The 14,174-nt window shown below is 64.8% G+C and carries 13 protein-coding genes; 3 read left to right on the top strand and 10 right to left on the bottom strand.

Annotation, left to right across the window (positions count from 1 at the left end; translation table 11 throughout):
• Nucleotides 1-65: 65 nt before the first annotated feature.
• From AC1DMA_RS21325 to ruvC, 3 genes are read left to right on the top strand one after another with little or no spacing between them, the layout of a single operon-like run.
• On the top strand, nucleotides 66-860 hold the full coding sequence (locus tag AC1DMA_RS21325; protein ID WP_478145431.1) for a lysophospholipid acyltransferase family protein: 795 nt from the start codon (nucleotides 66-68) through the stop codon (nucleotides 858-860).
• Nucleotides 861-1,925, top strand: a complete 1,065-nt coding sequence (locus AC1DMA_RS21320; protein WP_478145430.1) for a phosphatidate cytidylyltransferase — start codon at nucleotides 861-863, stop codon at nucleotides 1,923-1,925.
• 7 nt (nucleotides 1,926-1,932) lie between these two features.
• Nucleotides 1,933-2,481, top strand: coding sequence for a crossover junction endodeoxyribonuclease RuvC (gene ruvC, locus AC1DMA_RS21315; RefSeq protein ID WP_478126001.1), 549 nt, complete (start codon nucleotides 1,933-1,935; stop codon nucleotides 2,479-2,481).
• A gap of 521 nt (nucleotides 2,482-3,002) precedes the next feature.
• On the opposite strand, the gene AC1DMA_RS21310 is transcribed toward ruvC, so the two are convergent.
• From AC1DMA_RS21310 to murD, 10 genes are all read right to left on the bottom strand, one after another.
• The gene (locus AC1DMA_RS21310) at nucleotides 3,003-3,179 is read right to left on the bottom strand and encodes a hypothetical protein (protein ID WP_478126000.1); all 177 of its coding nucleotides are present in this window, start codon (nucleotides 3,177-3,179) and stop codon (nucleotides 3,003-3,005) included.
• Between the two features lie 12 nt (nucleotides 3,180-3,191).
• Entirely contained in the window at nucleotides 3,192-4,115 is a 924-nt protein-coding gene (gene lpxC / locus AC1DMA_RS21305) for a UDP-3-O-acyl-N-acetylglucosamine deacetylase (RefSeq protein ID WP_478125999.1), read from the bottom strand.
• Between the two features lie 79 nt (nucleotides 4,116-4,194).
• Nucleotides 4,195-5,400 carry a cell division protein FtsZ gene (gene ftsZ, locus AC1DMA_RS21300; protein WP_478125998.1) on the bottom strand — a complete coding sequence of 402 codons (1,206 nt, stop codon included), beginning with the start codon at nucleotides 5,398-5,400 and terminating at the stop codon, nucleotides 4,195-4,197.
• Between the two features lie 261 nt (nucleotides 5,401-5,661).
• Complete coding sequence (gene ftsA / locus AC1DMA_RS21295; RefSeq protein ID WP_478104541.1) at nucleotides 5,662-6,891, bottom strand: cell division protein FtsA; 1,230 nt, start codon at nucleotides 6,889-6,891, stop codon at nucleotides 5,662-5,664.
• Nucleotides 6,892-6,923: 32 nt separating this feature from the next.
• Nucleotides 6,924-7,706: a cell division protein FtsQ/DivIB gene (locus AC1DMA_RS21290; protein WP_478125997.1), complete on the bottom strand. Its 783-nt coding sequence runs from the start codon at nucleotides 7,704-7,706 to the stop codon at nucleotides 6,924-6,926.
• Entirely contained in the window at nucleotides 7,703-8,698 is a 996-nt protein-coding gene (locus AC1DMA_RS21285) for a D-alanine--D-alanine ligase (protein WP_478125996.1), read from the bottom strand. Before AC1DMA_RS21285 ends, AC1DMA_RS21290 begins: the two co-directional genes overlap by 4 nt.
• Entirely contained in the window at nucleotides 8,695-10,149 is a 1,455-nt protein-coding gene (gene murC / locus AC1DMA_RS21280; RefSeq protein ID WP_478145429.1) for a UDP-N-acetylmuramate--L-alanine ligase, read from the bottom strand. Before murC ends, AC1DMA_RS21285 begins: the two co-directional genes overlap by 4 nt.
• Nucleotides 10,146-11,219: an undecaprenyldiphospho-muramoylpentapeptide beta-N-acetylglucosaminyltransferase gene (gene murG / locus AC1DMA_RS21275; protein WP_478145428.1), complete on the bottom strand. Its 1,074-nt coding sequence runs from the start codon at nucleotides 11,217-11,219 to the stop codon at nucleotides 10,146-10,148. Before murG ends, murC begins: the two co-directional genes overlap by 4 nt.
• The gene (ftsW, locus tag AC1DMA_RS21270; protein WP_478145427.1) at nucleotides 11,216-12,514 is read right to left on the bottom strand and encodes a putative lipid II flippase FtsW; all 1,299 of its coding nucleotides are present in this window, start codon (nucleotides 12,512-12,514) and stop codon (nucleotides 11,216-11,218) included. Before ftsW ends, murG begins: the two co-directional genes overlap by 4 nt.
• The gene (gene murD / locus AC1DMA_RS21265; protein WP_478145426.1) at nucleotides 12,511-14,172 is read right to left on the bottom strand and encodes a UDP-N-acetylmuramoyl-L-alanine--D-glutamate ligase; all 1,662 of its coding nucleotides are present in this window, start codon (nucleotides 14,170-14,172) and stop codon (nucleotides 12,511-12,513) included. Before murD ends, ftsW begins: the two co-directional genes overlap by 4 nt.
• Nucleotides 14,173-14,174: the final 2 nt, after the last annotated feature.

Genomic DNA, 14,174 nt, shown 5'->3' with positions numbered 1-14,174 from the left:
TGCCCCCGGCAGGGGGTGGAGAGCGACACGAAGTGCGCGAGCCTGGGGGCGAGTCAAAATACCCCATGCTTGCCAAGTTCACCGGATGGGGATTGCTGGCCATGATCAGGTTGCTCACCGGCGCACAAGCGCGCTGGTGGGGTTGCCCACCGAAGGCCGAGCAGCGTATCTACTTCGCCAACCATCAAAGCCATCTGGACCTCGTCATGATCTGGGCTGCGCTGCCCGAAGAGCTGCGCAGCATCACGCGCCCCATCGCAGCGCGCGATTACTGGGCCACGACACCCTTCAAGCGCTGGATCACGACCGAAGTCTTCAATGCCATTTACGTCGAAAGAGGCGGCGGCCCTGCGACCGTGCCGCCCGCGCCACCGGCGCCCATGCAGCCCGAACGCATCGAGCCCTCGTTCGACGATGCGCCACCTTCGCCCGTCGAGCCTGTCGCCGAGCCGTGGTCGGTTCAAGCCGAGTTGCCGCTCGCCCAGCCTGCCGCAAGCCCAGAGCCGCCCAGCATCCCGCCCGGAAGCGCAGAGGCGCTGGCGCCGCTGCAACCGCTGATCGACGCGCTTCAAAGCGGTGACTCGATCATCATTTTTCCCGAGGGCACACGCGGCCACACTGGCGAGCCGCAAAAATTCAAGTCAGGCCTTTTCACGCTGGCCCAGATGTTTCCTGACGTGGTGCTGGTGCCGGCATGGATTGACAATGTGCAGCGCGTAATGCCAAAGGGCGAAGTGGTTCCGGTGCCTATCCTTTGCTCTGTCACTTTTGGCGCGCCAATCGGGCTTGAAGAAGGCGAGGAGCGTCGTCCCTTTCTCGACCGCGCTCGCGGTGCCGTGATTGCGCTGCGAGATGTCTAGATGAACGAATACCTTCGAAACCTCTCATCGACCCATCAGGTCGCCGCCCTCTTCTTCATTGTTTTCGGTCTGCTGTTCGTGGTGAGTACCGCGGCGTTCATGCTGACTTTCAGGGAGCAGCGCAATCCGATGCACGACGAGGTCTGGCAGCGCGAGCTTCGGCATTTCCGCTCGCTGCTGCGAACGACCTGGGTGATGGTGGTCGTGTTCTGGATCGGATGGGCGCTGGGCGAAACTGTTGCGACCTTGCTATTTGCGATCATTTCCTTCCTCGCGCTGCGGGAGTTCATCACTTTGTCGCCGACGCGGCGGGGCGATCACCGCAGCCTGATCCTGGCCTTCTTTGTCGTGCTGCCGATCCAGTTCTGGTTGGTCGCGACGGCGCACTTCGATCTGTTCACGGTGTTCATCCCGGTCTATGTCTTCCTTGCGATTCCGGTGGTCAGTGCGCTGGCAGACGATCCGAGCCACTTTCTCGAACGCAATGCCAAGCTGCAGTGGGGAATCATGGTCTGTGTCTATGGCATGAGCCATGTGCCGGCGCTGCTGCTGTTGTCGTTCTCGGGCTACGAGGGCAAAAATCCCTTTCTGGTGTTCTACCTGGTGTTCGTGGTGCAGACATGCATGCTGGTGCAGCATCTGGTGTCGCGAAGAAAATCGATGCCCCCAGCGGGCGAACCCATGCCTGAGCCTCCGAAGGGCTGGCTGGGTGCCATCAGGCGCCGCTTGTTCTTTCAGCCGCCGGTCGCGCCCCATGTGAGCCGCAGCTTCAACTGGACGAGCTGGGCGCTGGGCATGGTCATCGCGAGCTTTGTCGGAGCGCTGTTCTCGTTCATCACGCCGTTCAAATACGGACAGGCGCTCGCGATGTCGTTGATCGCTTGCGTGGCGGGCTCGATGGGCCATCTGGTGATGAAGGCGCTGAAGCGCGATCGCGGGATCCCGAACTGGGGGCAGCGGAGTGTCGGCGTCACCGGGGCCAACGGTCTCCTGGATCGCGTCGATGCACTTTGCTTTGCAGCACCGGTGTTCTTCCACGCCGTTCGCTGGTATTTCAACGCGTGAGCATCGAATGCGCATCCTAGGTATCGACCCCGGTCTGCAAACGACGGGCTTCGGCGTGGTCGACGTGGACGGCCATTCGCTGCGCTATGTGGCGAGCGGAACCATCAGCACCCGTCATCTGACAAAGGGCGAGTTGCCGACGCGGCTCAAGGTGCTCTTCGACGGCATTGGCGAAATCAACGAACGCTACAAGCCGGATGCGGCTGCGGTGGAGATCGTGTTCGTCAACGTGAATCCACAATCGACCCTATTGTTGGGACAGGCGCGGGGCGCGTGCTTGACGGCACTGGTCACCTGCAATCTCACGGTGGCCGAGTACACGGCGCTGCAGATGAAGCAGGCTGTCGCGGGGCACGGACGCGCTGCCAAGGCGCAGGTGCAGGAGATGGTGAAGCGGCTGCTTCAATTGCCGGGTGTGCCGGGCAGCGACGCTGCGGATGCGCTAGGTATCGCCATCACGCATGCGCATGTGGGGAGCTCGATGGCGCGACTCGGGCAGGCTACTGTGCTTTCTCGGAGTACGAGTGGGATGTATCGGCAGGGGCGGACTCGGTAGGGGGTGCGGTTGATGTTGTTGAGGGGCCTTTGTGGGGGGCCGCCCGGTATGCCCTGTGGGCTGTGGCGACCCCGCTGCGCCGGTCCTTCGGACTTCCCTGCAGTGCTCGACTCAGGCGGGGTCCGCGTGAAACTCGCTTCGCTCAGACACACGCGGCCCTGATCCGCCTGAGTCTGCGCGCTTCGGCGGCGCAGAAGGGTCGCCACAGCCCACAGGGCATACCGGGCTCAGTGGTTGTGCGCCGATGCGCGCGTCTCGAACGTCCACGGCATGCCAGCTGGTCACAGCCACGGCGGCGGACCAATCACCCCCACCTTACCGGCGGAGGCGGGCGGTGTGCCCTGGGCCGGCCGTTGAGGCACCGCCGAGCAGCGCAGCGGTACGCGGATCAGGGCTCGCGACTGTTTGAGCCGAAGGCGAGTTTGAGCGAGACCCCGCGTACCGTGAGCAGCGCAGGGAAGCCGCGCAGCGGCCGGTGACGTCGGCCGGCCCAGGGCACACCGCCCACCCCACCCAACCCCCTAAAACACCCGCTCAGCAATCAGCACAGCAAAGAATCCAAACGCCGCAAGCAAAGTCCATTTAAGAACGATCCACCCAAATCGCCGGTACTTCACCTGCCCCGTCCCCGCATAAAAAGCGAACGAGGCCCCGGCCACGAGCAGAAGCAACAGAATGGCCCAGCGAAACAGCAGCATCTGCGCGTCTTGCTACCAGGCGCGGGCGACTTCGGTAAACCCGACCGGCGCACGCCGCTCGTCATCGAAGGTCACGATCTCATGCGCATCATCGTGCGCCAGAAGCTCGCGCAGGAGCTTGTTGTTGAGTGCGTGCCCCGAACGGAAGGCACTGTACGCAGCGAGCAATGGCTGCCCGATGACGTAGAGATCGCCCATGGCATCGAGGATTTTGTGTTTGACGAACTCGTCGTCATAGCGCAATCCACCCGCATTCAGCACCTTGGTGTCGTCCATCACGATCGCGTTGTCGAGACCACCACCGAGGGCCAGCCCCTTCGAGCGCATGTACTCGACTTCCTTGGTGAACCCGAAAGTCCGGGCGCGCGCGATGTCGCGGCTGTACGAGCCGCTGCCCAGGTCGAATTCGACGCGCTGCCCGGTCGAATTCACGACGCGATGGTCGAAGTCGATCTCGAAGCTGAGCTTGAACCCGTGATACGGCTCCAGGCGCGCCCACTTTTCGTCGGGGCCTTCGCCTTCGCGAACCTCGACCATTCGCGTCACGCGAATGAAGCGGCGAGCCGCGCTCTGCAACTCGATGCCTGCGCTCTGCAGCAGAAAAACAAAGGACGATGCCGAGCCGTCGAGGATCGGCACCTCGTCGGCCGTGATGTCGATCAGCAAGTTGTCGATGCCCAGGCCGGCGCAGGCCGACATCAGATGCTCGACCGTTTGCACCTTGGCGCCGCGCGAAGACACGGTGGATGCAAGCCGCGTGTCCGTGACCGCCTCGGCAGTCATCGGAATCTCGACCGGCTCGGGCAAGTCCACGCGCCGGAACACGATGCCGTGGTTCACCGGCGCCGGGCGAAGCGTGAGCTCCACGCGTTGTCCGCTGTGGAGTCCGACGCCGACCGCGCGCGTGATCGATTTGAGGGTACGTTGTGGAAGCACGGGCGCGATTTTAGGAGCGCGAGACGTCCGGCGTACCGCCCGCCTCGCTATGTCCCCGATAGCTTCCACTGCCGCCCCGTCAATCCGCCTGACGGCGCAGGAAGGCGGGGATCTCGAAATCGTCCATGCCGCCCGACGACAGCGCGTCCACCTTGGCGGCGGCCATCGTGCGGTTGGTACGCCACACGCTGGGCACTGCCATGCCGTCGTAGTTCGGCTGGCCGGCCGCATGGCCCACACCGCCGCCGAGCGTCGGAACGGTGAACGGGATGTTGTCGGTGCCAGTGCGGATCACCTCCAGCGTCGGCGCCTGACGACGAGCATCCTGGCGCGAGAGGCCGGTTGCAACCACGGTCACGCGCATCTCGTCACCGAGGTTGTCGTCGTAGGCGGCGCCGTAGATCACATGCGCGTCCGGCGAGGCATAGGCGCGGATCGTGTTCATCGCCAGCTTCGATTCGCTCAGCTTCAGCGATCCCTTCGATGCCGTCACCAGCACCAGCACGCCCTTGGCGCCGGACAGGTCGATGCCCTCCAGCAGCGGGCAGGCCACCGCCTGCTCGGCGGCGATGCGGGCGCGATCCGGGCCGCTGGCCGCAGCCGTGCCCATCATGGCCTTGCCGGGTTCGCCCATCACGGTGCGCACGTCTTCGAAGTCGACGTTCACGCCGCCGTACTCGTTGATGATTTCCGAAATGCCGCCGACGGCGTTCTTCAGCACATCATTGGCATGCGCGAAGGCCTCGTCCTGCGTGACGTCCTCGCCCAGCACGTCGAGCAGCTTCTCGTTGAGCACAACGATCAGCGAATCGACGTTGGCTTCGAGTTCCGCCAGGCCGGAGTCGGCGTTCGTCATGCGACGGCCGCCTTCCCAGTCGAAAGGCTTGGTCACCACACCGACGGTGAGAATGCCCATTTCCTTGGCGACCCGCGCGATCACGGGCGCGGCGCCCGTGCCCGTGCCGCCGCCCATGCCGGCCGTGATGAACAGCATGTGCGCGCCCGCGATCGATTCGCGGATGTCGTCGACTGCCGCTTCCGCCGCATCGCGACCCTTCTCCGGCTTGCTTCCGGCGCCCAGCCCGTTGGTGCCGAGCTGGATGGTCTTGTGCGCATTGCTGCGCGACAACGCCTGCGCGTCGGTGTTCGCGCAGACAAACTGAACGCCCTGTACGCCGCGCTCGATCATGTGCGCGACGGCGTTGCCGCCGCCTCCGCCCACGCCGATCACCTTGATCTGCGTTCCCTGGTTGAACTCTTCGATCTCGATCATTTCGATAGCCATGTTCTGACTCCTTGAATATGCAGTTGCCATGTTTATGAATAAATTTGTTGTTGGAACCGTGAACGATGAAAAGGTGGCCCGGTTCTTCGCCATCGCTCGTTGAAATGAAGGGGCGGCCCGGCACGCGCCAACCAGAGTGATGCGCCATTCATAGCGAAGCTCCCATTCCAGGAACGCCGCGGAACCGGCTCCGCCGGGCCGCCGGCGTTGCCCCCTTGAAGGGGGTGTGCGGCCACACGCAGTGGGCAAGCATGGGGGTCATCAAAAGTTCCCCACGATGAAGTCCTTGAAGCGGCCGAAAGCGGTCTTGACCGACCCGTTCTTCTGCGCCACCTTGAATCCGCGCAAACGCGCATAACGCGCTTCTTCGAGCAAGCCCATCACGGTCGCCGCACGCGGTTGTGCAACCATGTCAGACAACGCGCTTGAATACTTCGGAATACCGCGCCGCACCGGCTTCAGGAAGATGTCTTCGCCCAGTTCGACCATCCCCGGCATCACCGCGCTGCCGCCGGTAAGCACCACGCCCGAGGACAACACCTCTTCATAGCCCGACTCGCGAATCACCTGCTGGACCAAAGAGAAGATTTCCTCGATGCGCGGCTCGATCACGCCGGCCAGCGCCTGCTTGCTCAGCAAGCGCGGACCGCGGTCGCCAAGGCCGGGCACTTCGACCTGCGTGTCCGGGTCGGCCAGCAGTTGCTTGGCATAGCCGTTCTCGACTTTGATGTCCTCGGCGTCCTTGGTCGGCGTGCGCAAAGCCATCGCGATGTCGCTGGTGATGAGATCGCCGGCGATCGGGATCACAGCCGTATGGCGAATCGCGCCGTTGGTGAAGATCGCAACGTCGGTCGTGCCGGCGCCGATGTCGACCAGCACCACGCCGAGTTCGCGCTCGTCCTCAGTCAGCACGGCCTGGCTCGACGCGAGCGGGTTCAGCATCAGCTGGTCGACTTCCAGGCCGCAGCGCCGCACGCACTTGATGATGTTTTCAGCCGCGCTCTGGGCGCCGGTCACGATGTGCACCTTGGCTTCGAGGCGCATGCCGCTCATGCCAATCGGCTCCTTCACGTCCTGGCCGTCGATCACGAATTCTTGCGGCTCCACCAGCAGCAGCCGCTGGTCGCTGGAAATGTTGATTGCACGCGCCGTCTCGACCACGCGCGCGACATCGGCCGGCGTGACTTCCTTGTCCTTGACCGCCACCATGCCGCTCGAATTGATGCCTCGGATGTGGCTGCCGGTGATGCCGGTGTAGACGCGGCTGATCTTGCAGTCGGCCATCAGTTCGGCCTCCTTGAGCGCCTGCTGGATGCTCTGCACGGTGGCGTCGATGTTCACCACCACGCCACGCTTGAGCCCGTTGCTGGGCGCAATGCCCAGCCCCGCCAGCTTGAGCTCGCCGTTGGACAGCACCTCGGCAACCACCGCCATCACCTTGGCAGTGCCGATGTCTAGCCCGACGACGAGATCTTTGTAATCTTTGGACATGAAGCTTCCTCTGTTCGCTCTCTCTTGCTGCTCTACTTTTTCTTCAGGTCGGGAACGACCGTGGTGACGCCGCGCAGCCGCAGCGCATACCCTTCGTTGTGCCGAAGATCGGCGCCCTCGACCGCCGCCATCGTTCTTCCGTACTGGCTCGCCACCGGCGTCACGGTGCGCAGAAAACGCTGCGTACGCGCCACCACTTCTTCGCCTCGCCCGCGCCCGAGTTCGACCGTCGCACCGGTATCGAGCGTCACGCGCCAGCTCCCGCGACTCGACAGCGCCAGCGCGTCGATTGAGAGGTCATAGGGCTGGAACAGCGGCGACAGCACGCGGTACATGCCAAGCACCTGTCCGGCCTGTTCGGCCGGACCATCGAGGTGCGGCAGGTCGTCATCGACTTCGGCCACGTTGGCTTCGAACACTTCGCCGAAGCCATTGATCAGCTTGGACTCGGCTTCGTCGCCCCAATGTGCAACAGGCTGGTGCTCGGTGAGCGTCACGCGCAGCTTGTTGGGAAACTCACGCCGCACGACCGCCTTGCGCACCCACGGCACCGATTCGAAAGCCGTGCGTGCGCGCGAGAGGTCGACCGTGAAAAAATTGCCGGCCAGTTGCGGCGCCACGTTGGCGCGCAGCGTCACCGCGTTGTTGTGCGTGACTTCGCCATCAACCTTGATGCCGGAGAGCGGAAAGAAGGGCTGGCGCAGCACCCACCACGCACCCGCCGCCAGCAGCATGAGCGAGAACAGCGCGAACACCAGGCTCGCGGTCACGTTCATGAGCTTGACGTCGAAGGGCGCGGGGATGCTATTGGTCATGCCGCTCCTTCGTCTCTGGCCGGTTTCGAATCGAGAGTCGCCGTAGCCAGCACACGCACGCAAAGCTCTTCATAGGAGATGCCGGCCGCCCGCGCCGACATGGGCACGAGCGAGTGGCTCGTCATCCCGGGCGACGTGTTCATTTCCAGCAGGAAGGCCTTGCGGTCGCTGGCCCTGATCATCAGGTCGGCGCGACCCCAACCGCGGCAGCCGAGTTGGTGATAGGCGGCCAGCGTAATGCGTCGGATCTCCTGCTCTTCGTCGGCAGGCAGGCCACTCGGGCAGTGGTACTTGACGTCGTCCGTGAAGTACTTGTTCTGGTAGTCGTACGCCCCCTCAGGTGCGGCGATGCGCACCACGGGCATTGCCACGGCATCGAGGCCGCTGCCGAGCACTGCGCAGGTGACTTCCTCGCCTTCGATGAACTCTTCACACAGCACATCCGAGTCGTACCGCACCGAGAGCGACACCGCATCCTGCATCTGCCTGTCCACGTCATTTGGACCCATCACTTTGGTCACGCCGATGGACGAACCTTCGCGCGGCGGTTTGACGATCAGCGGCAGGCCAAGCACATCCGGCACTGCGTTGATCTGCTCGCGGCTCTGCTGGTCAAAGGCCAGGCGAACATAGCGCGGCGTCGGCAGGCCGTCAGCCTCCCAGATGCGCTTGGTCATGACCTTGTCCATCGCCACGCTCGACGCCATCACGCCAGAGCCGGTGTATGGAATGCCAAGGAGTTCGAGCGCGCCCTGCACCGTGCCGTCTTCTCCATGCCGGCCATGCAGCACGACGAAGCAACGCGCGAAGCCTTCGCGCTTGAGCTCGACCAGCTCGCGCTCGGACGGATCGAAGGCATGCGCATCGACGCCTTGCGAAAGCAGCGCATCCAATACACCCGTTCCCGACATGATCGAGACTTCGCGCTCGGCCGAACTGCCGCCGAACAACACGGCCACCTTGCCGAAGGATTTTGGATCAATCACGTTCACAGCCCACTCCCCTTTCGAGCAACCTGCTCGGACTTGCCGGACGCCATCGCGCCGAGTTCAACCACTTTTGCTGGCACCGCGCCGATCGAGCCAGCCCCCATGCAGATCACCACGTCGCCTTCGCGCGCGTTGTCCAGGATGGCTTGCGGCATGGCGCCGATCTCATCGACGAACACCGGCTCGACCTTGCCGGCCACGCGCAATGCGCGGGCGAGCGAGCGACCATCGGCGGCCACGATCGGCGGCTCGCCGGCCGCATAGACCTCGCCGAGCAGCACGGCGTCCGCCTGGCCGATGACCTTGACGAAATCCTCGAAGCAATCGCGCGTTCGCGTGAAGCGGTGCGGCTGAAAAGCAAGCACCAAGCGGCGGCCCGGAAATGCACCCCGAGCGGCGGCGATGGTCGCGGCCATCTCCACCGGGTGATGACCGTAGTCGTCGATCAGCGTGAAGCTGCCTGCGCCGGCCTCGCCCCGCGCAGGCACTTCGCCGTAACGCTGGAAGCGCCGCCCCACGCCCTTGAAGTCGGCGAGCCCGCGCTGCACGGCCTCGTCCGGCACATTGAGTTCGACGGCCACGGCGATGACCGACAGCGCATTGCGCACGTTGTGCTCGCCCGGCAAATTCAGCACGATGTCCAGGTCCGGCAGCGTGACGCCGTTGCGGCGCTGCGCAGTGAAGTGCATCTGCGAGCCGACGGCCCGCACGTTGACTGCACGCACCTGCGCGTCCTCGCCGAAGCCATAGCTCGTGACGGGGCATGACACCTCGGTCACGATCTCTCGCACCGCCGGATCATCGGTGCACAAGATCGCGACGCCATAGAAAGGCATGCGATGCAGGAAGTCGACGAAAGCCTTCTTGAGCTTCGCGAAGTCGTGCCCGTAGGTCTCCATGTGGTCGGCGTCGATGTTCGTGACCACGGCCATGACCGGCAGCAGGTTCAGGAACGACGCATCGGATTCGTCCGCCTCGACCACGATGTAGTCGCCACTGCCGAGCTGGGCATTGGCGCCCGCACTGTTGAGACGACCGCCGATGACGAAGGTCGGATCGAGCCCCGCAGCCGCGAGCACGCTCGCCACGAGGCTGGTCGTCGTGGTCTTGCCGTGCGTGCCAGCGATGGCGATGCCCTGCTTGAGGCGCATCAGCTCGGCCAGCATCAGCGCGCGCGGCACCACGGGGATGCGCTTCTCGCGCGCGGCCAAGACTTCGGGGTTGTTCGCGTGCACGGCGGTCGAGGTGACGACGGCGTCCGCGCCCGCGATGTGCGCGGCGTCGTGTCCGACGTAGGTCGCGATGCCGAGACCGGCCAGGCGCCGCAGCGTCGCACTGTCCGCCAGGTCTGAGCCCGAGATCTTGTAGCCGAGGTTGAGCAGCACTTCGGCAATGCCGCTCATGCCGGAGCCGCCGACACCCACGAAATGAATATGACGGATCGCATGCTTCATGAGCGGCCTCCGCGGCTGAGTTCTTCGCACGCGCGGACCACGGCATCTACCGCCTCGGTCTTGCGCATCGTCTGGGCCTTCAAGGCCCGTTGCAGGAGCGCGTCGCGCCCGGTTTTCTGTAGCAAGTCGGCCAACAATTCTGGTGTGAGTTCGGACTGTTGAACGAGCCAGCCACCACCCGCGTCGACAAGAAAGCGCGCATTGGTGGTCTGGTGGTCGTCCACAGCGGAGGGGAAAGGCACGAACAGCGCTGCTGCGCCGACGGCCGCGATTTCGGTGACGGTGCTCGCGCCGGCACGCGCGACGATCAAGTCGGCATCGGCGTACGCGCGGGCGGTGTCTTCGATGAAAGGTGTGAGTTCGCCGTCGACGCCGGCCGCTGCATAGTTGGCGCGGAGTTCGTCGATCTGCTTCGCGCCGCTCTGGTGCGTCACCTTCGGCCGTTGCGTGGGCGTGATCATGGCCAATGCTTTCGGCACCACCGCATTGAGCGCCTTCGCGCCCAGGCTGCCGCCAACGACCAACAGTCGCAGCGGACCGGTACGGGCCGCGAAACGCTCGGCAGGTTCGCCCTGCGCTGTAAATGCCGCGCGCAACGGATTGCCGACCCACTGCGCCTTCTTCAGCACATTCGGAAAAGCGGTGAAGACGCGATCGGCCACGCTCGCAAGCAGTTTGTTGGCAAGTCCCGCCACGGAGTTCTGCTCGTGGAGCACCAGCGGCTTGCCCAGCAGCACGCTCATCATTCCACCCGGAAAGGTGATGTAGCCACCCAGGCCCACCACCACATCGGGCTTCACACGCCGCACGACACCGATGCTCTGCCAGAAGGCGCGCAGCAGTCGCATCGGCAGCAGGGCGAGCGTGACGGGACCCTTGCCACGCACACCGCCGAACTGCACGGGCTCGAAGGCGAAGCCACGCGGCGGTACAAGCTGGTGCTCCATGCTGCCGGGCACGCCGAGCCAGTGCACGCGCCAGCCGCGCTCACGCAATGCTTCGGCCACGGCCAGCCCCGGGAAGATGTGCCCACCAGTGCCACCAGCCATGACGAGTGCCGTCCTGCTCATACTCGGCCTCCGCGCATGAGGACGCGGTTCTCGTAATCAATGCGCAACACCACAGCCAGCGCAACGACGTTCATCAAGATGGCCGAGCCGCCGAAACTCATCAGCGGCAGGGTCAGCCCCTTGGTCGGCAACGCGCCCAGGTTCACACCCATATTGATGAATGTCTGGAAGCCCATCCAGATGCCGACGCCCTGTGCCACGAGCCCCGAGAAGACGCGGTCGAGCGCGATCGCCTGACGGCCGATGTGCATGATCCGGCGCGTGAGCCACAGGAACAGCGCAATGGCGAGCAACACGCCCACGAGGCCGAACTCCTCGCCGATCACCGCCAGCAGAAAGTCGGTGTGCGCCTCCGGCAGCCAGTGCAGCTTCTCGACGCTACCACCCAGGCCCACCCCGAAGACTTCGCCGCGGCCGATCGCGATCAGCGAATGCGAAAGCTGATAGCCCTTGCCGAGCGCATGTTCTTCACTCCAGGGGTCGAGGTAGGCAAAGATCCGTTCGCGCCGCCAGGGACTGGTCGCCACGATCGTGCCGAAGGCCACCACCACCAGGGTAGCGATCACGAAGAACATGCGCGCGTTCACGCCGCCCAGGAACAGGATGCCCATCGCGATCACTGCGATCACCATGAAGGCGCCCATGTCCGGCTCCGCCATTACGAGCATGCCGACCACCACCACGGCAATGCCCATGGGCAGCACGGCGCGGAAGAAGCGCTCCTTGATCTCCATCTTGCGCACCATGTAGCTGGCCGCATAGAGAACCATCGCGAACTTGGCCAATTCCGAGGGCTGGAAACGCATGATGCCGAGCGGCAGCCAACGGCGCGCACCATTGACGTTGATGCCCAGGTGCGGAATCAGCACGGCCACCAGCAGCAACAGCGACGCCACGAAGAGCCACGGCGCCGTCCTCTCCCAGGTCTTCATCGGAATCTGGAAGGTCAGCAGGCCGGCGACGAATGCGACCACCAGCGAAGCCGCGTGCCGCGAGATGAAGTAGGTCGGGCTGTAACCGGCGCGCGCGAAGCGCGGGTTGTCCGGCAATGCGATCGACGCCGAATACACCATCACCAGACCCCACGCCAGGAGCGCGACGGTGACCCACACCAGCGCCTGGTCGAATCCCAGCACGCGCACCGGCGCTGCCTTCGTCTGCGTCATGCCCGCGTTCCCGAGACGCACGGGCAAGTGCATCGGCAATGCGTCGATGCCGCTCTTGGCGCGGCTGAACCAGCCGGCGAAGCGGCTGGTCTTGCCTGAGGTGCCCGAGGTGGCGGACGTCGTGCTCACGCAGGCCCCCCATCGGCGAGCGCCTGCACGGCCTCGCAGAACACCGTCGCGCGATGCGCGTAGTCCTTGAACATGTCGAAGCTCGCGCAGGCCGGCGAGAGCAGCACCGCATCGCCGGGCTGCGCGAGACTGGCGGCCAGCGTCACGGCCTCGGGCAATGAGGCGGCGGTTTGCATCGAGACGCCTGTGGACGCCACTGCGGCTTCGATGATCGGCGCGTCGCGGCCGATCAGCACCACGGCGCGTGCATATTGACGCACCGGCTCTGCAAGCGGCGCAAAGTCCTGTCCCTTGCCCTCGCCGCCGAGGATGACCACCACGCGGCGCTCCTCGCCAAGCCCAATCAATGCGGCGACGGTCGCTCCTACGTTGGTTCCCTTGCTGTCATCGAAGTACTCGACCTCGTTGATGATCGCGACCGGCTCGACGCGGTGCGGCTCGCCGCGGTATTCGCGCAAGCCGTAGAGCATCGGCGCAAGCTGGCAGCCTGCCGCCGTCGCAAGCGCGAGTGACGCCAGCGCATTGAGCGCGTTGTGCCGGCCAGGGATGCGTAGCGCATCGGCGGGCATCAGGCGCTGGAAGTGGATCTCCTCTTCCTCGACGGCGGCACCGCGCTTGCGCTTCTGGGTCTCGTCGGCTTCGAGCGCGCGCACCAGCCATGCCATGCCGTTGACGCGCTCGATGCCGTAGTCGCCCGGCCGTGTCGGCATGTCGCCGCCGAAAGTGACGATGCTTCGTGCGGTCTGGCCGCGGGCCAGCTTGACGGCCGCCGGCCGCATGGCCATGACGGCTTCGTCGTCGCGGTTCAGCAGCATCACTCCTTGCTTGCCGAAGATGCGAGCCTTGGCTGCGACATAGGCCGCCATGTCGCCGTGCCAGTCCAGATGGTCCTGGGTCACGTTCAGCACCGTGGCTGCGGTCGGTTCGAAACCTTGCACGCCATCGAGTTGAAAGCTCGACAACTCCAGCACCCAGACATCCGGCAGCGTGTCCGCGTCCATGCGCTCTGAAAGGGTGTCGAGCAAGGTCGGGCCAATGTTGCCGGCAACGGCGACCGACTTGCCAGCGCGCTCGACCAATTGGCCGGTGAGTGCGGTGACGGTCGTCTTGCCGTTCGTGCCGGTGATCGCCAGCACCGCGGGTGTGTAGCCCTTGGTCGCCGGTGGCGGAACGATGACCGGTGCCGGTGCGGGCGAATCGTCGTCCTCGTCGGCCGCCTCGGTGTCGGGCTGCTGCGTCTCCGGCTCCGTCGACGGGGCCGCCTCGGGCAGGGTCGCAGGCTCTGCGACTTCTACGCCTTCTGCAACTTCGGCAATGCGCAAATCCGCAAGAGCGTGCGCGAAGAGATCCAGTTCCCCGCCAACATGCAGCCCCATCGCGCGCGCCGCATCGAGCACCGAAGCAATTGACGCCGGCGAGAGACCGGGGGAGCGATACACCGCGCGCACGGAAGTACCTTGGACCAGCGAAGCCGCCAAAGGTCCTCCAACGAATTGCGCTTCGGGAATTTCTTCGCGCAACATGGCGAGTTGCGGCGGCGTCTCGCGCGTGTCCGCCACGGTGATCTTCGCGCCGTGACGCGCACACCAGCGCGCCATCGCCAGGCCGGACGCACCGAGGCCCATGATCAGGACGTGAAGGTCTTGGAGATGCCGCATCG

It is taken from the genome of Variovorax sp. 05N34 (assembly GCF_056397405.1).
This window is presented reverse-complemented; position numbering and strand designations above follow the sequence as displayed.